The sequence below is a fragment of the Streptomyces sp. NPDC050534 genome, assembly GCF_044457745.1.
In the GTDB taxonomy this organism is placed as follows: domain Bacteria; phylum Actinomycetota; class Actinomycetes; order Streptomycetales; family Streptomycetaceae; genus Streptomyces.
Genome location: NZ_JBITHF010000001.1, coordinates 106,238 through 126,022, shown reverse-complemented (window position 1 = coordinate 126,022; position 19,785 = coordinate 106,238). Strand labels below are relative to the sequence as shown.

Annotated in this window: 17 protein-coding genes; 11 read left to right on the top strand and 6 right to left on the bottom strand. The window is 71.7% G+C overall.

Features of this window, described 5'->3' with window-relative positions; genetic code table 11:
- Positions 1 to 13: 13 nt before the first annotated feature.
- Positions 14 to 808 (bottom strand): acyltransferase, encoded by a 795-nt coding sequence (locus tag ACIBN2_RS00605; protein WP_399131836.1) that lies wholly within the window; start codon positions 806 to 808, stop codon positions 14 to 16.
- A gap of 157 nt (positions 809 to 965) precedes the next feature.
- On the opposite strand from ACIBN2_RS00605, the gene ACIBN2_RS00600 reads away from it, so the two are divergent.
- The 6 genes from ACIBN2_RS00600 (at position 966) to ACIBN2_RS00575 (ending at position 8,133) form a co-directional block, all read left to right on the top strand.
- The gene (locus tag ACIBN2_RS00600) at positions 966 to 1,616 is read left to right on the top strand and encodes a hypothetical protein (RefSeq protein WP_399131834.1); all 651 of its coding nucleotides are present in this window, start codon (positions 966 to 968) and stop codon (positions 1,614 to 1,616) included.
- Complete coding sequence (locus tag ACIBN2_RS00595) at positions 1,613 to 2,059, top strand: RDD family protein (protein WP_399131833.1); 447 nt, start codon at positions 1,613 to 1,615, stop codon at positions 2,057 to 2,059. Before ACIBN2_RS00600 ends, ACIBN2_RS00595 begins: the two co-directional genes overlap by 4 nt.
- A 126-nt stretch (positions 2,060 to 2,185) precedes the next feature.
- Entirely contained in the window at positions 2,186 to 2,602 is a 417-nt protein-coding gene (locus tag ACIBN2_RS00590) for a hypothetical protein (protein ID WP_399131831.1), read from the top strand.
- Positions 2,603 to 2,620: 18 nt separating this feature from the next.
- Complete coding sequence (locus ACIBN2_RS00585) at positions 2,621 to 3,589, top strand: polyphosphate kinase 2 family protein (RefSeq protein ID WP_399131829.1); 969 nt, start codon at positions 2,621 to 2,623, stop codon at positions 3,587 to 3,589.
- On the top strand, positions 3,586 to 6,348 hold the full coding sequence (locus ACIBN2_RS00580) for a cation-translocating P-type ATPase (RefSeq protein ID WP_399131827.1): 2,763 nt from the start codon (positions 3,586 to 3,588) through the stop codon (positions 6,346 to 6,348). Before ACIBN2_RS00585 ends, ACIBN2_RS00580 begins: the two co-directional genes overlap by 4 nt.
- A 12-nt stretch (positions 6,349 to 6,360) precedes the next feature.
- On the top strand, positions 6,361 to 8,133 hold the full coding sequence (locus ACIBN2_RS00575) for a SulP family inorganic anion transporter (protein ID WP_399131826.1): 1,773 nt from the start codon (positions 6,361 to 6,363) through the stop codon (positions 8,131 to 8,133).
- On the opposite strand, the gene ACIBN2_RS00570 is transcribed toward ACIBN2_RS00575, so the two are convergent.
- A complete protein-coding gene (locus ACIBN2_RS00570) occupies positions 8,130 to 9,611 on the bottom strand; it encodes an alpha-amylase (RefSeq protein WP_399131825.1) in 1,482 nt (493 codons plus the stop codon). The two genes, ACIBN2_RS00575 and ACIBN2_RS00570, sit on opposite strands and share 4 nt — an antisense overlap.
- Positions 9,608 to 12,298 carry an MGH1-like glycoside hydrolase domain-containing protein gene (locus tag ACIBN2_RS00565; RefSeq protein WP_399131824.1) on the bottom strand — a complete coding sequence of 897 codons (2,691 nt, stop codon included), beginning with the start codon at positions 12,296 to 12,298 and terminating at the stop codon, positions 9,608 to 9,610. Before ACIBN2_RS00565 ends, ACIBN2_RS00570 begins: the two co-directional genes overlap by 4 nt.
- Before the next feature lie 265 nt (positions 12,299 to 12,563).
- Between ACIBN2_RS00565 and ACIBN2_RS00560 the strand changes: the two genes are divergently transcribed.
- The 3 genes from ACIBN2_RS00560 to ACIBN2_RS00550 all read left to right on the top strand — a co-directional run bounded on the left by ACIBN2_RS00560 (position 12,564) and on the right by ACIBN2_RS00550 (position 16,178).
- Positions 12,564 to 13,118, top strand: a complete 555-nt coding sequence (locus ACIBN2_RS00560; protein ID WP_399131822.1) for a DUF1269 domain-containing protein — start codon at positions 12,564 to 12,566, stop codon at positions 13,116 to 13,118.
- A complete protein-coding gene (locus ACIBN2_RS00555) occupies positions 13,118 to 13,600 on the top strand; it encodes a DUF1269 domain-containing protein (RefSeq protein WP_399131820.1) in 483 nt (160 codons plus the stop codon). The genes ACIBN2_RS00560 and ACIBN2_RS00555 overlap by 1 nt, the downstream gene beginning before the upstream one ends.
- Positions 13,601 to 13,748: 148 nt before the next feature.
- Positions 13,749 to 16,178: a LuxR C-terminal-related transcriptional regulator gene (locus ACIBN2_RS00550; protein ID WP_399131818.1), complete on the top strand. Its 2,430-nt coding sequence runs from the start codon at positions 13,749 to 13,751 to the stop codon at positions 16,176 to 16,178.
- Between the two features lie 27 nt (positions 16,179 to 16,205).
- On the opposite strand, the gene ACIBN2_RS00545 is transcribed toward ACIBN2_RS00550, so the two are convergent.
- Positions 16,206 to 16,688, bottom strand: coding sequence for a LuxR C-terminal-related transcriptional regulator (locus ACIBN2_RS00545; protein ID WP_399131817.1), 483 nt, complete (start codon positions 16,686 to 16,688; stop codon positions 16,206 to 16,208).
- A 124-nt stretch (positions 16,689 to 16,812) separates the two neighbouring features.
- Entirely contained in the window at positions 16,813 to 17,103 is a 291-nt protein-coding gene (locus tag ACIBN2_RS00540; RefSeq protein WP_399131815.1) for a hypothetical protein, read from the bottom strand.
- 186 nt (positions 17,104 to 17,289) lie between these two features.
- Here ACIBN2_RS00540 and ACIBN2_RS00535 point away from each other — a divergent pair, with 186 nt between their 5' ends.
- The gene (locus ACIBN2_RS00535; protein WP_399131814.1) at positions 17,290 to 17,751 is read left to right on the top strand and encodes a hypothetical protein; all 462 of its coding nucleotides are present in this window, start codon (positions 17,290 to 17,292) and stop codon (positions 17,749 to 17,751) included.
- A 15-nt stretch (positions 17,752 to 17,766) separates the two neighbouring features.
- On the opposite strand, the gene ACIBN2_RS00530 is transcribed toward ACIBN2_RS00535, so the two are convergent.
- A complete protein-coding gene (locus tag ACIBN2_RS00530) occupies positions 17,767 to 19,083 on the bottom strand; it encodes a diacylglycerol/lipid kinase family protein (protein ID WP_399131813.1) in 1,317 nt (438 codons plus the stop codon).
- A 160-nt stretch (positions 19,084 to 19,243) separates the two neighbouring features.
- Between ACIBN2_RS00530 and ACIBN2_RS00525 the strand changes: the two genes are divergently transcribed.
- Entirely contained in the window at positions 19,244 to 19,777 is a 534-nt protein-coding gene (locus ACIBN2_RS00525) for a gamma carbonic anhydrase family protein (protein WP_399131811.1), read from the top strand.
- The last annotated feature ends 8 nt before the right edge of the window (positions 19,778 to 19,785 follow it).

Genomic DNA, 19,785 nt, shown 5'->3' with positions numbered 1-19,785 from the left:
TGCCGGCCACGGACTAGGGGGTGTCCAGTTCGGCCAGCCCCGTCGCCGCGTCCTCGTCCAGTTCCGCCAGCCTCGCCACCGTCTCCTCGTCCAACTCCGAGAGGGCCAGGAGCTGTTCGGGGGTGACTCCGTCCGGTATGGGGACCGGCGCCGGAGTCCTGAGCGGTGGCTGCCAGCCCTCCGCGGCGGTCCAGCGGCGTACGACGCGGGCCGGCGCCCCGGCCACCACGGCGTGGTCGGGTACGACGCCCCGGACCACCGCGCCCGCGGCCACCACCACGTTCCGCCCGATCCGCGCGCCGGGCAGGATCACGGCGCCGGTGCCGATCCAGCAGCCGGGCCCCATCTCCACCGGCTCCATCCGCGGCCACTGCTTGCCGATGGGCTCGTGCGGATCGTCGTAGGAATGGTTCGTGGACGTCACGTAGACGTACGGACCGAAGTAGCAGTCGCTGCCGATGGTGACCGACGTGTCGGCGATGACGTGGCTGCCGCGGCCGAGGACGACGCCGTCCCCGATGCGCAGAATCGGCTCCGTGCCGAGGTCCAGGTCGGGCATGAGGCCGGCGGTCAGCGTGACCTGCTCGGCGACGATGCAGTGGGAGCCGATGTGGATCCAGGGCTCGCCGAAGACCGTGCCGAGCGGGAAGGCCAGCCGGGTGTGGGCACCCAGCGCGCCGAAGCGGAAGCGTCCCGGACGCTCCGCGGTGACCGAGCCGGTGCGCTGCACCCAGGCCCAGCCCGCGTGGACGGCGCGCTGCGTGAGGCTCCGCCGCCAGGATGAGAACGTGTTCTTGCGCTTCGGCACCCGCACACCGTACTCAGCGCGAGGTACGCCGATGAGGTCGGCGCCCTGTGATCTTCACCCCACCGGGAGCCGTCCCACCGCGAGCATGCGTCGCCCGGGACGCGGATCACCCGTAGAGGATGAGGCGGCCGCGGCGGACCTGTGGTGCCGTGCAGAGATGACCAGGATCGGCCTCGTGAACCCCTTCGACCTCGCCGGACGCGTGGCGCGGTACGCGCTGGGGACCGCGGGATGGATCGCCGACCAGGTGGTGCCCGCGGTGACGGCCGCCGTCCTGGACCGGCTGGATCTGGACGACGTGGCCGCCCGACTCGACGTCAACCGGATCGCCGACCGGGTGGACGTGATGCGCGTGGCCCGCCGGGTGGACGTCGACGACCTCGCCGACCAGGTCGACGTGGACCGGGTGGCGGCCCGGGTGGACGTGGACGCGGTCGCCTCCCGGCTCGACGTGGACCAGGTCGCCGAACGCATCGACCTCGAGCGGATCGTGGCGCGTCTCGACATCGACCGGATCGCGGCGGGCATCGACGTCGACCGGATCGCCGCCCGCCTGGACGTGGACGCCGTGATCGACCGGGTCGACCTGGCCGCGCTCACCAGGGCCGTGCTGGAGGAGATCGACCTGGGCCGGATCGTCCGCGACACCAGCGGCGGGATGGCCGAGGAGACGGTCGACGCGCTGCGGCTGCGGAGCATGCGGGCCGACCGGATGGTCAACCGGGTCGCCGACCGGCTGCTGCACAGACCCGGCATGCCCCCGGACCGCGTCGACGGGCTCGCACCGCCGCAGGGGCAGACACCGTGACACTGCCGGAGCGCGGGGAGGCGCAGGGCGGCACGGCGGGGGTCGTGTCACGCTGCCTCGCGGCCGTGGTCGACGCGATCGTGGTGGCCTGCATCGGGCTGGCCGGGCAGCTCGCGTTCGGCGGGCTGCGGCTGATCGTCACCGGGCCGCCGTTCCACATGCCCGACCTCTCCCTCTGGCTGACCGGCGTGCTCGGCTGGGCCATCGCCGTGCTCTACCTCGGCACGGCCTGGGCCACGACCGGCGGCACCCTCGGCGACTGGCTGCTGGGGCTGCGCGTCACCTGCCGCACCGGACGGCTGCTCGGCATCACCCGCGCACTGCTGCGGGCCGTCCTGTGCGTCGCCCTGCCCGTGGGCCTGTTCTGGATCCCCTTCAGCCGGCGCCACGCCTCGGTCCAGGACGTCGCCGTGGCCAGCGCCGTGCACTACCACCGCTTCTGAACCGCGCCCCACCACCACTTCCGGCTCCGTCCTCACCCTTCCGAGGTGACGCCGGGACACAGGCGCCGGAGTAGGAGTGGAGACGATGCCGCTTCACGCGGCCGACCCGAGGACGGAGGTCCTGCCATGACCACCACCACGCATCACCGGCGTTCCGAGGGAACCCTGGCGGTCGCGGGCGGGCTGACGGCGTTCGCCGCAGTGATGCTCGTCATGTGCGGCATGCTCGACATCTTCCGCGGCATCATGGCGATCGCGGACGACGAGGTCTTCATCAACACCCGCAACTACGTCTTCCAGTTCGACCTGACGAGCTGGGGCTGGATCCATCTGGGTCTCGGAGTCGTCGCCATGGCCGTCGGCATCGGCCTCGTCATGAAGGCGACCTGGGCGCGGGTCATGGGCGTGGGCGTCGCGGCGCTGCTGATCATCGCCAACTTCCTCGACATCCCGTACCAGCCGTTCTGGTCCGTCACCCTGATCGCGCTGTACGGCTTCATCATCTGGGCGCTGTGCGTGGTGCAGCCGGACGAGACCTACTGACGATCGGGGGCCGCGCTGATGAAGGACGAACGCGCCGAGCGGATCGCCGAGTTCATCGCCCCCCTGCGGGTGGAGCCGGGGTCGAAGGTGGACCTGTCCACCGACTTCGACCCCGGCGACAAGACCGGGATCCGCAAGAAGAAGGACGGCAAGGAACTGCTGGAGACCGGTGTCGCGATGCTGGCCGACTACCAGCGGCGGCTGGCCGCCGAGGGCAGGAACGGCGTGCTGCTGTGCCTGCAGGCCCTGGACGCCGGCGGCAAGGACGGCACGATCCGGCACGTGATGACCGGCGTGAACCCGCAGGGCGTCCATGTGTCGAACTTCAAGGTTCCCTCCAACGAGGAACTCGACCACGACTTCCTGTGGCGCTACGCCTGCCGGCTGCCCCGGCGCGGTGAGATCGGCATCTTCAACCGCTCGCACTACGAGGAGGTGCTGGTGGTACGGGTGCACTCCGAGCTCCTCGACCGCCAGCGGCTGCCGGAGGAGGCGAAGCGCAAGGGCAAGTGGCGGCGGCGCTACCGGGAGATCAACGACTGGGAGCGGTATCTGCACGACAACGGCTTCCGGGTGGTGAAGCTGTTCCTGAACCTCTCCAAGGAGGAGCAGCGCACCCGCTTCCTCAAGCGCATCGACGTACCGGAGCGCAACTGGAAGTTCTCCGCCTCCGACGTGCGGGAACGCGCCTGGTGGGACGACTACCAGCTGGCGTTCTCCCGCATGCTGTCCGCCACCAGCACCGAGTGGGCGCCGTGGTACGTCGTGCCCGCTGACCACAAGTGGTACGCCCGGATCTGCGCCGCCGCGGTGCTCGCGCACACCCTGATCGACCTCGACCCCCAGTACCCGGAGGTCGGCGAGAAGGCCCGGCACGAGCTGGGGCTGGTGAAGCAGGACCTCGAGGCGGAGGCCCCGGCCGGCGCGCCGGCCGATCCGTACGCCGCGTCGGTCGCCGACAACCGGAAGCGGAGGCACGGACGATGACCTCCCCGGCGGAGAGAGAACAGGGCCGCGCGGCCGCGGCCGAACCCTGGTACGCACAGCCGCCGCAGGCCGTGGCGGACGTCCTCGGCGTGGACCCGGCCGTCGGTCTCAGCGGCGCGCAGGCGGCCGAACGGCTCGGCCGGGACGGCCCGAACTCCCTGCCGGAGGAGCAGACCCGGCCGGGCTGGCGCCGGTATCTCGACCAGTACCGCAGCTACATGCAGCTCATCCTGATCGCCGCGGCGATCGTGTCGCTGGCCATCCAGGAGTGGGGCACCGCGGTGCTGCTGCTGGCGCTGACGGTGGTCAACGCGGTCATCGGCATGCGTCAGGAGGGCAAGGCCGAGAGCGCGATGAACGCCCTCAAGTCGATGATGAAGGCGACCGCGCGGGTGCGGCGGGACGGCACGGAGACCGAGATACCCGCGGAGGAAGTCGTCGTCGGGGACGTCGTGCTGATCACCGCCGGGGACGACGTGCCGGCCGACGGGCGGATCGTCACCGCGAGCGCCCTGCAGATCGACGAGTCCGCGCTGACCGGCGAGAGCACGCCGGCCGGCAAGGGCACCGACATCGTGCGGGGCGAGAACCTGAGTCCCGGGGACCGGATCAACTCGGCGTTCATGAACACCCCCGTCACGCACGGCAGCGGCGTCATGCTCGTCACCGAGACGGGCTCCGCCACCGAACTGGGCAAGATCTCCGGGATGCTCTCGGCCACCCCGCGCGAGGAATCACCGCTGACCAGGGAACTCGACCGGCTGACCCTGTGGATCGCGAGCGCGGCCGGGCTGACCATGATCGTGATGTTCGTGCTGGGCCGCTCGCGCGGCGACGCGTGGGACCAGCTGTTCATCGCGGCGGTGTCGCTGGCGATCGCGGCCATCCCCGAGGCCCTGCCGACGGTGACGCAGACGATCCTGTCGATGGGCAGCCTGGACCTGGCCAAGCAGCACGCGATCGTGAAGGACCTGCCGTCGGTGGAGACGCTGGGCTTCACCTCCGCGATCAACTCCGACAAGACCGGCACGCTGACGCTGAACCAGATGACGGCGGTCGAGGTCGTCGACGCCTTCGACCGCTACACCGTCTCCGGCTCCGGGTACGAGCTGGAGGGCCGTATCCACCACGCCGCCGGCCGCTCGTCCGACCTCGAGGACGCGATCCTGCCGTATCTGGTGGCGAGCGACGCGAAGCTCGTGGGCGGCAAGGTGGTGGGTGACCCCACCGAAGGCGCCCTGCTGGTGCTCGGCCACAAGGCCGGCCTGGACATCGAGGCCACGCGGGAGAGGTTCCCCCGGCTGGCCACCCTCCCCTTCGATCCCTCGTACAAGCTGATGGCCACCTTCCACCAGGACACCGACGCCCAGGGCCGGCCGGTGGTCCGATGCTTCGTGAAGGGGGCGGCGCCCGCGGTGATGCGGCGGGCGGCGACGGCCCTGTCCGACGGTGCGGGCATCCCCTGGGACGCCGAGCTCGACAAGCGGGCGCACGAGCAGATGGAGCGGATGGAGCGGGCGGGCCGGCGGGTGATGGCCGCCGCCACCCGTGAGATCGACGCGGCAGACTTCGCGGCCGACGACGACCTGCTCGCCCATGTCACCCGACTCCAAATAGCCAGCCTGGTCGGGATGGAGGACCCACCGCGCGAGGAGTCCAAGCAGGCGGTGGCCGGAGCGCAGGCGGCCAACATCCGGGTGCGGATGGTGACCGGCGACGACGTCGTCACGGGCGCGGCCATCGCCGAACAGGTCGGCATCGAGGGCGAGGCCGTCCTCGGCTCCGACTTCGCCGCCCTCAGCGAGGAGGAACGGCTGGCCCGCATCGACGACATCGGTGTGATCGGCCGGGTCGCCCCCGAGCACAAGGTGCTGCTCGCCGACACCCTGAAGAAGAAGGGCGACGTGGTGGCCATGACCGGAGACGGCGTCAACGACGCCCCCGCCATCAAGGCGGCGGACATCGGCATCGCCATGGGCTCCGGCACCGAGGTGGCCAAGAACGCCGGGCGGCTGATCCTGTCCGACGACAACTTCGCCACGATCGTCTTCGCGGTGGAGCAGGGCCGCAAGATCTACGACAACCTCACCAAGTACATCCGCTTCGTGCTGGTGCTGCTGGTCGTGTTCGTGCTGACCTTCCTCGGCGCGTCCCTGTTCAACATCGCCGGCGGGGAGCCGTTCTCGCCGGCCCAGGTGCTGTGGATCCACTTCTTCGTCAACGCGGCGTTCGGCTTCGCGCTGGGCTTCGACCGGGTCAGTCCGGGGCTGATGGCACGCAAACCGCGGCCCCGCGGTGAGCCGGTGATGACGAGGAGCCTGATGTGGACGGTCGGGCTCGCCGGGCTGGCGATCACGATCGGGCTGCTGTCGCTGATCAAGCTGGGCGAGGCGCGCTTCCACAGCACCGCGATCGGCAACTCCATCGCGTTCACCTCGTTCGCGCTCTGCCTGATCGTGGCGGCCGTCGAGTGCCGCAGCGAGACGGAGACCGCGCTGACGGTGGACACCTTCGACAGCAGGCAGATGAACTGGGCGATGTTCGGCGAGTTCGTGCTCGCCGTCCTGGCGACCCAGACGGACGTCTTCAACCGGCTGCTCGGCACCACCCCGCTCACCATCGGGCAGTTCGGCTGGGCGCTGCTGCCGGCGCTCGCGCTGCTGGGGCTGTGGGAGGCCGGCAAGTCCGTCGCCCGCGGTCGCGGCAGTTCCTCCCCGGCGGCCCGCCAGGCCGCCGCCCGGCAGGTCGTCGTGGGCTGACGGAGGTCCGCGATGGCAGAGGACGACAGGAGAGGCCGGCGCTGGGTCCCGCCGGGGCTGCGCACGCTCCTGGCCTACCGGCGCGAGTGGCTGGTGAAGGACGCCGTCGCGGGAGTCGTCCTCACCACGCTGCTCGTCCCGCAGGGCATGGCGTACGCGGAACTGGCGGGCCTCCCTGCGATCACCGGGCTGTACACGTCGGTGGTGTGCCTGCTGGCGTACGCCGTCTTCGGGCCGTCGCGCATCCTGGTGCTCGGGCCGGACTCCTCGCTGGGCCCGATGATCGCGGCGACGATCCTGCCGCTGATCGCCTCCGGGGGCGACAGCAAGCGTGCGGTGGCGCTCGCCTCGATGCTCGCCCTGATGGTCGGTGCCATCACGGTCCTGGCCGGGGTGTGCAAGCTGGGCTTCATCGCCGACCTGATCTCCAAGCCCACCATGATCGGTTACATGAACGGTCTGGCGCTGACCATCCTGATCGGGCAGCTGCCGAAGCTGTTCGGCTTCAAGACGGACGCGGACGGGCTCATCGACGAGACGCGCGCCTTCGTGCGGGGCGTGGCCGACGGCAAGACGGTCACCGCGGCGGTCGCGGTGGGCCTCGGGGGGATCGTGCTGATCCTGGTGCTCCAGCGATGGCTGCCCAAGGTGCCGGCGGTGCTCGTCATGGTGGTGCTGGCGATCGCCGCGACGACCGTCTTCGACCTGGGCGCGCACGGCGTGAGCCTGGTCGGAGAACTCCCCAAGGGATTCCCGCCGTTGACCCTTCCGCAGGTCGACTGGGGCGACCTCGGCCCGCTGTGCGCCGGAGCGCTGGGCATCGCCCTGGTCTCTCTCGCCGACACCATCTCCAACGCCTCGGCGTTCGCCGCCCGCACCGGACAGGAGGTGCGCGGCAACGAGGAGATGACGGCGATCGGCGCGGCCAACCTGGCGGCCGGGCTCTTCCAGGGGTTTCCCGTCAGCACCAGCGGTTCTCGCACGGCGGTGGCCGAACGGGCGGGCGCCAGAAGCCAGTTGACGGGAGTGCTCGGCGCGACCCTGATCGTGCTGATGCTCGTCCTGCTGCCCGGTCTGTTCCGCAACCTGCCGCAGCCCGCACTCGCCGCCGTCGTCATCACCGCCTCCCTGTCGCTGGCCGACCTGGCGGGGACCCGGCGGCTGTGGCACCAGCGCAGGACGGAGTTCTCGCTGTCCATCGCGGCGTTCCTCGGCGTCGCGCTGCTCGGGGTGCTGCCGGGCATCGCGGTCGCGGTCGGGCTGTCGATCCTGAACGTCTTCCGGCGGGCCTGGTGGCCGTACAACACCGTGCTGGGACGGGTGCCGGGGATGCCCGGCTACCACGACGTCCGCTCCTACCCCGATGCCGAGCAGTTGCCGGGCCTGGTGATCCACCGCTTCGACGGGCCGCTGTTCTTCGCCAACGCCAAGGCCTTCCGGCACGAGATCATGCGGCTGACCCGCAGGGACCCGAAGCCGGTGTGGGTGCTGCTGGCCGCCGAGCCCGTGACGGACGTGGACACCACCGCGGCGGACGAGCTGGAGGAGCTCGACGAGGCGCTCAACGCGCAGGGCGTGAGCCTGGTGTTCGCCGAGCTCAAGGACCCGGTGCGGCGCAAGATCGAGCTCTACGAGCTGACCCGCACCCTCGACCCGGCCCACTTCTTCCCGACCTTGGAGGCGGCCGTCGCCGCGTACCGCGCCCAGACCGGCGCGGAGTGGACACCGGCCGCGGACGGGCGGCCCCCGGCGGAGGCCGCCCTCGACAAACCGCCGGCCGGCTAGGCCGGATTGACCGTGAGCACGTGCGTGCCCCAGCCGTCCAGGGCGATGTAGAGCCCGGGCCCGGTCAGCTCCTCGGCGTCGCGCTCGTACCGGGTGCCGTCGAACAGGCCGGTCAACGCCCAGGTGCCGGACCCGGCTTCGGGCCAGGGCAGGCGCACCCGCCCCTGGGCCGGGGCGCCGGAGAGGTTGACCGCCGTCACGAAGCGGCCGGTCGGGCCCTGCCAGCACCAGGCGAGCAGATTGCGGTGGGTGTCGTTGTCCGGCCAGCCCGCGCAGTCCAGCAGCCGCCACCGCCCGGTCCGCATGCCGCTGCGGTGCACGGCGGCGAGCAACTGCTCGTGGAACGCTCGCAGTTCGTGGTCCGCGGGTTCGTCCGGACGGCGGTCGAGGAAGACGGGCAGCTGGGTACGGCGGCCGGTGAACTGCCCTTCGTGCCACAGGGTGGCCCCGGGCAGGGTGGCGATCAGCACGGCCGCCGCACGCTCCTTCGCCGCGCCCATGGTGTGCGCGGCCCGCGGCTCGTCGTGGTTCTCCAGGAACCGTACGAGCCCGCGCTGGTAGCCCTCGTCGGCCAGCAGGTGCTGCCGGACCGCCTCGGGGCTCTCGTTCAGCACCCGGTCGTAGAGCCGCTTGTCGTAGCAGAAGTCGAACCCCTGGTGCTGCAGGGCCCATTCGAGGTCCCAGTACGCCTCGGCGACGAAGGTCATCCCGGGGTGCCGGCCGCGGACACCGGAAAGGACTGCGGGCCAGAACTCCTCGCGGGGCCGTGGCCCGGCCAGACCCGACCAGGTCCGTTCGAAGACGTCGTTGGTCAGCAGCATCGCCATGTCGCAGCGCACCCCGTCGCACAGGTCGCCGATACGGCTCAGCACGTCGGTGGTGGCCGCGCGCAGTTCGGGTGCGAAGGCGTTGAGCTGCACGACGTCGGGCCAGGGCGGGAAGAAGGGGTCGCGGCCGCGGGCCAGCACGTTGCCGCCCACGCTCAGATAGGCGTCCGGCTCGCGGCGAACGTCGGCGGCCCCGCCCCGCACGAAGTACTCGGGGTGCTCCGTGGCCCAGGGGCTGTCGGGCGCGACGTGGTTGGGGACGTGGTCGAGCAGCAACCCGACTCCCCGCCGGTCGAGTTCGGCGCGCGCCCCGGCCAGTCCCGCGGCTCCCCCGAGGCTCGCGTCGACCTCGTAGCGGCGGATGCAGTACGGGGATCCGGCGATCTCCTCGTCGTGGATGCCGGGGACGGCGCGACTGAAGGCCGCGCGCAGTTGCGGATCGCGCAGGGCGATGGCCCGTCCCTCGGGGCTGCGCTCCCACACGCCCATCAGCCAGACCGCGTCGACGCCGTGCGGGGTGATCTCGTCCCAGGCGTCCTTCGGTACGTCGCCGAGGCCCGTGCCGCGGCCGGTGCGGGCGGCGATCTCGCGCAGCCAGACGCGGGTGTTCACCTCGTGGATCACGGGCTGGGCGGGCAGCTCACCGGTCATGGCCGCGCCCTTCCGAAGCCTTCGGCGAGGAAGTCGCCGGGGGTGAGGGTGCCGAAGATCTTCATCAGGGGGGCGACCAGGCCGGTCCAGCCGGTCTGGTGGGCGGCCCCGATGCCGGCGCCGTTGTCGCCGTGGAAGTACTCGTGGAAGGAGATCAGGTCCCGCCAGTGCGGGTCGTCCTGGAACTTCGACTGGCCGCCGTAGACGGGCCGGTGCCCGTTCTCGTCGCGCAGGAAGAGCCGGGTGAGCCGCTCGGAGATCTCCTTGGCCACCTCGAACAGGGTCATCCGGGTGCCGGAGCCGGTCGGGCACTCGACGGTGAGGTCGTCGCCGTAGAAGCCGTAGAGGTTGAGCAGGGCGCGGACGACGAGGGCGTTCATGGGGAACCAGACGGGGCCCCGCCAGTTGGAGTTGCCGCCGAACATCCCGGTGTCCGACTCGGCGGGCAGATAGCCGACCCGGTACTCCTCGCCGTGCACCCAGAAGCTGTAGGGGTGTTCGGCGTGGACGCGGGAGAGGGAGCGGATGCCGTACGGGCTGAGGAACTCGTCCTCGGAGAGGAGATGCCCCAGCACCCTGACCAGCTTCTTCTCGTCGACCACGGACAGCAGCCGGGGTCCGCCCGCTCCGCCCGCCTGGGCCGAGGCGAGCGTGACGGAGAGCGAGGGGTGCCGGCTCGCGAACCGGCGCAGCCGCTCCCCCAGCCCCTCCACCCGGGCCAGCTGCTCCGGCCGGAAGACGGTGGCCGCGCACAGCGGCAGCAGGCCCACCAGGGAGCGGACCTTCAGGCGGACGGCCTCGCCGTCGGGCAGTCGCAGGACGTCGTAGAAGAACCCGTCCTCCTCGTCCCACAGTTCGTCGCCGAGGTCGCCGACGCGGTCCATGGAGGCGGCGATCCACAGGTAGTGCTCGACGAACTTCATGACCAGGTCCTCGTACGAGGGGTTGTGCTCGACGAGTTCGAGGGCGATCTGCAGCATCGACTGGCAGTACAGGGCCATCCAGGCCGTGCCGTCGGCCTGTTCGAGGGTGCCGCCGGTGGGCAGCGGGGCGCTGCGGTCGAAGACGCCGATGTTGTCCAGGCCGAGGAAGCCGCCCTGGAAGACGTTGCGGCCGCTGGGGTCCTTGCGGTTGACCCACCAGGTGAAGTTCGTCAGCAGCTTCTGGAAGGCGCGCTCGAGGAAGGCGTGGTCGGCGTGGCCGGTGGTGCGCTCCTCCATGAGGTAGACGAAGTACGCCGCCCAGGCGTGCACGGGCGGGTTGACGTCCGCGAAGTTCCACTCGTACGCCGGGATCTGGCCGTTGGGATGCAAGTACGAGTCCTTCAGGAGCAGTTCGAGCTGTTCCTTGGCGAAGCCGATGTCCACGGCCGACAGGGCGACGGTGTGGAACGCCAGGTCCCAGGCGGCGAACCAGGGGTACTCCCACTTGTCGGGCATGGAGACGATGTCGTCGCTGACCATGTGGAACCACTCACGGTTGCGCACCCCGTTGCGGGGCAGGCTCCACGGGCCCAGGCCGTGCTCGTTCAGCCACGCCTCCAGGTCGAAGAGGTAGTACTGCTTGGTCCAGAGCATCCCGGCGAGCGACTGCCGCAGCACCCGCGCCTCGTCCTCGCTCGCGCCCTTGGGCGTCAACCCGCCGTAGAAGGCGTCGGCTTCGGCGATGCGGTCCTTGAACACCGAGTCGAAGCCCCGCGCGAGGGACAGCTTGGACCCGGCGGGCGCGAGCCGCAGCCGCAGCGTCTCGGAGCCGCCGGCCGGGACGGTGAGCACGTGGTGGGCGGCCGCCTTGGTGCCCTCCTGGGCCGGGTTCACCGCCTCGCTCTCGCCGTCGACGACGTGCCGGCCGATGCCGTCCTTGACGTACGGGGAGGCGTTGGGCGTGCCGAAGAGACGCTCGCTGTTCGTCTCGTTCTCCGTGAACAGCAGCGGGACCTGGGCGGCGAACCGGCAGTCGTAGTCGCCCAGTTCGGGGTGCTCGGCACGGATCGTCGCGGTGCCGCCGGGGCCCTCGAGGGCACTCATCCGCGGCTTGGCGGCGCCCTCGTGCCAGGACCACGTGTTGCGGAACCACAGCGTGGGCAGCACGTGCAGGACCGCCGCGTCGGGGCCCCGGTTGGCGACGGTGATGCGCACGAGTACGTCGTCGGCGGCGGCCTTGGCGTACTCCATGGTCACGTCGAAGTAGCGGTCGTCGTCGAAGATCCCGGTGTCGAGCAGCTCGTACTCGTAGTCCTGCCGGGTGCGGGCGCGGTTGACGCTCACGAGGTCGTTGTAGGGGAACTCGGCCTGCGGGTACTTGTAGTGCCATTTCATGTACGAGTGGCTGGGTGTGCTGTCGAGGTAGAAGTAGTACTCCTTGACGTCCTCGCCGTGGTTTCCCTCGCTGTTGGTGAGGCCGAAGGCGCGCTCCTTGAGGATCGGGTCGCGCCCGTTCCACACGGCGAGGGCCAGGCACAGCCGCTGCTTCTCGTCACAGATGCCGCCGAGGCCGTCCTCGCCCCAGCGGTAGGCACGCGAGCGTGCGTGGTCGTGCGGGAAGTAGGACCACGCGTCGCCCCCGTCGCTGTAGTCCTCCCGGACCGTGCCCCACTGACGCTCACTCAGATACGGTCCCCACAACCGCATGCGCCCCGACTCGTCGCCCTCGGGACCGATGCGCTCGCCCTTCTTCCGTGCGCTCATTCCCCCCACCCCCTGCCGCCGGCTGTCGGTCGCCGCCAGTCTCTGCGGGCCCCCTGGCGGCCACCTCACCCGCCGCGGGTGAGGCAACTCCGCAGGGGAAACGGCCTGTTCGCGGTCCGGCGGGGACGAACGCGACGACGCGCAGGCCGGGCCGGGACCGCCTGGGCGTGGCCCGGCCCCGGTCCGGTTCCTCACCTGCGGCGGGTGACGCGGACCGGCGCGGATCGCGGCTGTATGGACCTCGACCACATCGAAGGGAGCGGCCATGGCCGGTATCGGGCCGGTACAACTGCTGGCCGTCGGGTTCGGGCCCGACGCGAAGTTCGAGGGCCGGATCGTCGAGGAACTGATGTCGCTGGAGGACCGCGGCCAGATCCGCGTGCTCGACCTGCTGTTCGTGCAGAAGGAGTTGGACGGCGACCTCGTCTCCGCCGACTACCAGGCCGAGGGCATGGGCGAGACCGTGGCCGCGCTGCTCGGCATATCGAAGAAGACGCTGCGGGAGGCGGAGGCCGTCTTCCCCTCCCTCACCCAGAGCAACGCCTTCGGACTCAGCATCGAGCAGATCCGGGAGCTCGCCCGCGAGCTGGACCCCGGCACCGCGGCCGGGTTCGTGCTGCTGGAGCACAAGTGGGCCCGGCACCTGCGGGAGGCGATCCGTGACACGGGCGGGATGCCTCTGGCGGAGGGCTTCCTGACCGAGGAGTCCCTGGAGACGGTGGTCGCCGAACTCGCCACCACCGTGGAGCGGCTGGACCGGGCCGCAGCGGAGCACCGCCAAGAAGGCCGGGCGTCCGGCCGTGAGACCAGGAGGTTGTGATGACCGATCTCGTCGTGCTCGGCTTCTCCGACCGGGAGAAGGCCGAAGCCGTGATGCGCCTGTCGAAGGAGCTCTCCAAGCAGGAGCTCCTCGACCTGGAGGACGCCGCGGTTGCCTGGCGGACCAAGGACGGCAAGATCCATGTGCACCAGTCCTTCAGCCCCACCGCGGCCGGTGCCGCGGGCGGCGCCCTGTGGGGGTCGCTGTTCGGCCTGCTGTTCCTGATGCCGGTGTTCGGCGCGGCGGTCGGCGCGGCCACCGGCGCCGTCGCGGGCAAGCTCACGGACGTCGGGGTCAACGACCAGTTCGTCAAGGAGGTCGCGAACCAGCTGGAGCCCGGCCGGGCCGCGGTCTTCGCGCTCGTCCGCCACTCCACGCCCGACCGGGTCCGCGAGGCGCTGCGTCCCTTCGAGCCCACCGTGCTGCGCACCAACCTCACCAAGGAGCGTGAGGAGGAACTCGTCGCGGCACTCCACGGGTGAATCACCAGTCACAACGCACCGTCGGACCACTGAGAGTTGAACGAAATTCACCCGGGTGAGATGGGCTCCGGGGCATGTGCCTCCCCCACGGGCCGGACCAGACTCGTCCCAGGTACGCCAGCCAGCTCCGAGAGCGAGGTGACCGGCGATGGACGAGTGGACGGGACGGAGGCGGCCGCCGGACGCGGGCAACGCGTCCCCGGCGGCCGCCCTGCCGAGCCAGGTCGGGGTGCCACCACTGCCGGCCTGGCTCGTGCCGCGCCCCCGGTTGACGGACCGGCTCTCCAGAGGAGTGCTCGGACCGCTGACCGTGGTGGTGGGACCCGTCGGTGCGGGGAAGTCCGCGCTGGCCGTGGAGTGGGCCCACACCCGCAGCGCGCCCGGCCCGGTGGCCTGGGTCACCTGCGACGGCGCGGAGGAGGAGCCCGACGTCTTCTGGTCGCGGGTGCCGACCGCACTGCGTGAGGCGGGGGTCGAACTGCCGCCGTTCCCGGACCTGCTCCAGCCGGAGACCGAGCTGCCCGAGGCGGTCGTACGGGACGGGCTGACGGCCGAGGACGGGAGCGTCCATCCCGACGTCGCGGCCGAACGGCCCGTCCTGGTCGCCTCGCTGGCCGCCGCGCTCGCCGCGCGGAAGGAGCCCGTCGTTCTCGTGCTGGACGACTTCCAGCCGGAGGCCGGCTCCCCCGTCGCCCGCGGGACGGCCCGGCTGCTGCGGCACGCGGGACCGATGCTGCGGCTGGTCGTGCTCTCCCGCCGGGACCCTCCCCTGCATCTGCACCGGCACCGGCTGGCCGGTGAGCTGACCGAACTGCGCACCGCCGACCTCGCGTTCGACGACCGGGAGACGTCGGCCCTGCTGGCCCAGCACGGCGTGGAGGTGTCCCGGCCGGCTGTCAGCACGCTGCGCAAGCGGGCGGACGGCTGGGCGGCGGGCCTGCGCCTGGCCGCGATGTCCATGGCGGAACATCCCCAGCCGGAACGGTTCGTGGCTCAGTTCGCGGGCGACGACGAAGCCGTCGTCAGCTACCTCGTGGAGGAGGTTCTGGACGGCCAGAGCCCCGAGATGCGCAGGCTCCTGGTGACCACCAGCGTCCTGGAGCATCTGAACGCCGAGCTGGCCACCGAGCTCGCGGGCAGGGAGGCCGGAGCGCAGTTCCCCGCCCTCGTCGAGCGGAACTCCTTCCTCCAGTACGCCGGGCGCGGCTGGTACCGGTGCCACCGCATGTTCACCGACGTCCTGCGCGTACGGCTGCGCCACGAGGCACCGGACCTGGAGCCCGGGCTGCACCGCCGGGCCGCGGCCTGGCTGGGTGAGCACGGACTCGTCGCCGAGGCCGTACGCCACGCGCTGTCCGCGGGCGACCGGGGCTACGCCGGCCGTCTCGTCGTCCATCAGCTGGCCATCGGAGGGGTGCTCGCCCTGACCGACGTCCGGCTGCCGGGCGAGCTGGTGCAGGGGCCGCCCGCCGACGTCCTGGGACGTCCCGGGCAGCCGCCCGACGCGGAGTCCGCCCTCGTCGCCGCGGCGGCCGCGCTCCGGCACGGTGAGGAGTCGGCCTGCGCCGAGGACCTGAAGATCGCCGACAAGCTGCTCGCGGAGGTGCCCGCGGAGGAGGCCGACCGCATCGCCCGGTGCCGGCTGACACACGCCGTCGTCCGCATGGCGAAGGACCGGTGCCGCGACCCGCAGGCCGCGCGGCAAGCCGCGGCAGACGCCGAGCACCTCTTCGCGCAGGTGCCGCACAGCCTGCTGGCGGACCACCCCGAACTGCGGGCCCTCGCCCTGTTCATCCGCGGGCGCGCCGAACTGCGCGACGGCGGGCTGAAGGCGGCCGAGGGCTCCCTGACCGCGGCACTGAAGGCCGCGGGGGTCGCCGGCAACGGCGTGCTGCGCCGGGACTGCCTCGCCGAACTCGCGCTGCTCGCCGTGCTCCACGGGCGCTTCCGGGTCGCGGACGAGCTCGCCGGGCACGCCCTGCGGCCGCCGCTGCCGGCCTCCACGCCCGAGGCTCCTTCCCCGCCGTCCCTGCATGTCGTCCGGGCCTGGGTGGGGCTCACGCGGTACGAGTGCGCTCGGGCGCGCAGCGAACTGGCCCGCGCCCGCAGCGAACTGCACGTGACGCCCGACCCGTTCGTCGCGGGCGTCGGCTCCCTCGTGGGCCGGCTGGTGGGCGCGATGGAGAGCGGGGCGCCGCCGTCCCCCGAGGCCGTGGCCGCCCTGCCGGACTGCGCCGACTGGCTCGCGCAGGAGCTGCACAGGCCGGTGGGACAGGCGTGCGCGGCCTCGGTCTCCGCCGCACGCGTCCACACGCTGCGGACGCCGCGTACCGTCCAGCGGGCCGCCCTGCCGAATGGCCCGACGCCCGAAGAGTGCCCGCCGGTCGAGTCGTTGAGCGCGCGGGAGCACGACGTGCTGAGCCGGCTCGCACAGATGATGACGACCGAGGAGATCGCCGCCGACCTGTATCTGTCGGTCAACACGGTCAAGACGCACCTCAAGGGCGTCTACCGCAAGCTCGCCGTGACCCGGCGGTCGGCCGCGGTCCGGCGAGCCCGTGAGCTGGAGCTGCTGTGAGGGGTCCCCTTCCCGGATTCCTGACGGTTACAGGATTCCCAGCTCCCTCGCCCGGTCGAGGGCCTCCGAGCGCGAGGAGACACCGAGCTTGCGGTACACCGCACGCGCGTGGCTCTTCACCGTGTTGTGCGAGATGAAGAGATCCAGCCCGATCTGCCGGAGCGGCACGTCCTGTTGAAGCCGTACGAGGACGCCGTGCTCACGTTCTGTCAGGTGCTCGGCCGGCACGACGGGGTACAGGTGGCCCCGGCCGTCGCGGGGCACGGCGGCGAGCACCGCCGACGCCTCGTCCATCAGCACGCCCGCGCTGCGCGGATCGCGCAGTCCGACCGCGATGTCCGCCAGGGTGTCCGCGACCCACACCAGGCAGGTCGCCACCGCGGTGTCCGCCCCGGGAGCGTCCCGGCCAAGGGCAAGCAACCGCCCTTGCAGCTCGGCCGCCCGGCGGATGTCGGTGCCGCAGAAGTTCACTTCCTTCCGTCGGGTCTCGCTGCCAAGCACCGAGGGCATGTGCCTCACCTCCTCGGCAATAGGTGGTTCATGCCAACGGTGCAGGCAGGACCGTCGTGACGAAAGGGACCTTACGGCCCTTTCCTCACGACGGAGGAAATCTGGTCCCGGCGGACGAGGGCGGCTAGTCCGGCGTGCCGAGTCCGGGTGCGGCGTTTCCGCCGTCCCCGGGAGGCAGTCGCCGTACTTCCACCAGTTCGAGTCCGAGGGCCTGGATGCGGTCCAGGATGCCGTACAGGGCTGCCTGGTCGAGACCGGCGCCGTGCAGGACCGTCTCCGGCGGGTTGACGGTCACCGTCAACTCCTCGAAGGCGGACCGGAATGCCTGGCCGACCCTGCCCTTGATCCGGATCTCGAAGTCGCCGCCGGCACGTGATACGTCCCGTGCAGATCCACGATCGTCTGCCGTGCCCATGGGAGTCACCTCCGCTGCCGCGACCCGGGGTTCGGTCAGCATCTCGTGTCTCCACGGCACGGCACATCACACGGCCGGGGTGACGGCGGCGACGGCACCCCGACCGCCGGGAGTCATCCCGTACGGGTGAGCCTTCGGGCGGGCCCGGCGCGGGATGCTCCAGTCTCCCAAGAGGAGGTGCCCGACATGGCGGAGCAGACATCGGCGGGGCGGACCCAGTACGGCCCTCCCGACCCGGAGCCGAAAATCACCCCGCTGAAGCTCGGCGGCGTGGTGTTCGCCGTGTGCATGATGGCCATCATCGGCCTTTACCACGCGGTCGTAGGCCTGGCCGCGATCATCGACGACAACTTCTACAAGAACGTGCGCGACTATCCGTACGACTTCAACGTCACGGCGTGGGGCTGGCTGCACCTGGGCTCCGGCGTCGTCGTCCTCGCGGCCGCCTTCACGCTCTTCTCCGGCAAGACGTGGGCCAGGGTCGTCGGCATCGTCGTCGCCTCACTGAGCATGCTGGAGAACTTCTTCTTCGCGCCGTACTACGCGGTGTGGTCGGCCATCATCATCGGGCTCGACGTGCTGGTGATCTGGTCCCTCGCCACCTACGGACACGCCGAGGCGCACAAGGCCTACGGTGCGCCGATGTAACCGGAGTGTGTGTCCTCAGCGGCGCGGTCCCCGCACGGCCGGGAGGCCCATCCGGGCCAGCCGGCGCCATTCCAGCCGGGGCCGCGCCGCCCGCATGCCCGGGCGGTGCCGCGGCACCAGCACGCGCAGCGCGCGCGGCCGTACGACGCAGTGCACGGGCACGGGCAGGACCAGCGCCTCACCGTCGACGCCGGCCGGGATCGAGGGCCGGTCCGCGTCGACGACCACCTCGGCCGCCGTCGCCCGCGTGAGGCCGGCGGCACGGCGCCCGCGCAGGAGCCCGGCGGCCTGGGCGGCGTTGTTCACGTCCACGCCGACCGCGCCCAGCACCCCGCCGTCCAGGCGTGCCCTGCGCCCGAGACCCGCGATGTCGCCGGTGCCGTACGGGTTGTTGCTGACCAGCAGGGCCTGCGGCGAGGTGAACAGGGTGCCGCCCGCGTGGGCCGTCAGGGTGGCGCCCTTCTCCCCCAGGAGCAGGTCGGGCAGGAGCTCCAGGGTGGTCCGGGTCTTGCCGTCGCGGTACGCCGAGCTCTGCACCACCTCGGCGTAGGCGCCGAAGGAGACGTTGTTGACGAAGGGGCGCCCGCCCGCCCGGCCGAGGTCGACGCGCAGCTCCACTCCGTCGCGCAGCGCGTCCAGAGCCTTCGAGGGGTCCTCGCGGTCCAGGCCCAGGTCGAGCGCGAAGTGGTTGCGGGTGCCCGCGGGGATCACCAGGAACGGAAGGTCGAGCGCCGCGGCGACGTCGGCGACCAGCGCCTGGGTGCCGTCCCCGCCCGCGACACCGAGCAGGTCGGCGCCTTCCGCCGCGGCCTTGCGGGCGAGCTCGGAGACGTCGATCTCCCCCGGGCCCTCCAGGAGCAGCACCTGGGCCCCCAGCGCCTCGGCCTTCTCGCGCAGCCCGAACCGCTCGACCTTGCCGCCGCCCGACCGCGGGTTCATGATCAGCACGGCGCGCTCGACGGGCGGCGCGGGCCCCTCGGCCGGTGCGACGGACCGGTCCGCCCGCACGAGGGCGCCCCGGCCGGCCGTGAGCGCGAGCAGCCACAGCGCCCAGGCCACGAGCACGACCCAGAGCAGATGGGCGCCGGTGTAGGCCACGAGCATCCAGACCGGCGCGGCGACGGCCAGCAGCGCCGCCAGCAGGCGGGACGGGCCCCGGCGGGTGAAGATCCACCACAGGGCCGCGACGGTCACCACCGTGCCGACCAGTCCGACGGCCAGCAGGGCGAACGTCTTCAGCCCCGCGAACACGGCGAGGACGATCACCGACGCCACGGCGGCCGCCAGTGACGCCCGTGCCAACCAGCGCTGACGCGGCGTCGTGGGTTCCATGGCACCACGGTCCGACGCCGCTGCCCGGCGGGCATCACCCACGGCAGGTGACCCGCACGGGCTTCCCCGCTCGCCCACGGCGGGTGACGCGCGGCCCCGGCAGGCCGGCCGGGGAGCTCATCACTTACGGTGCGTTGTGAACCGAGGACGAGGAGAGGCGATGACGCACAAGGCGTTGATCACGGGGATCGGCGGCAGGGAACCGAAGATCGACGAGGGCGCCTTCGTGGCACCCACGGCGTCGGTGATCGGCGATGTGACGCTGGAGTCCGGGACGAGCGTCTGGTACGGCGCCGTTCTGCGCGGCGACGTCGAGCGGATCTCCGTGGGGGCTCAGGCGAACATCCAGGACAACTGCACGCTCCACGCCGACCCGGGCTTCCCCGTGAGCATCGGCGAGCGGGTGTCCGTCGGGCACAACGCGGTGGTGCACGGGGCGACCGTCGGGGACGACTGCCTGATCGGCATGGGGGCGACGGTCCTCAACGGCGCGGTGATCGGCGCCGGGTCGCTCGTCGCCGCGCAGGCGCTGGTGCCGCAGGGCATGCAGGTGCCGCCGGGATCGCTGGTGGCGGGTGTGCCGGCGAAGGTGAAGCGGGAGCTGACGCCGGAGGAGCGCGAGGGCGTCACCCTCAACGGCACGCTGTACGCGGAGCTGGCGAAGGCGCACCACGAGGTGCACGAACAGCCGTAGCGGAACGG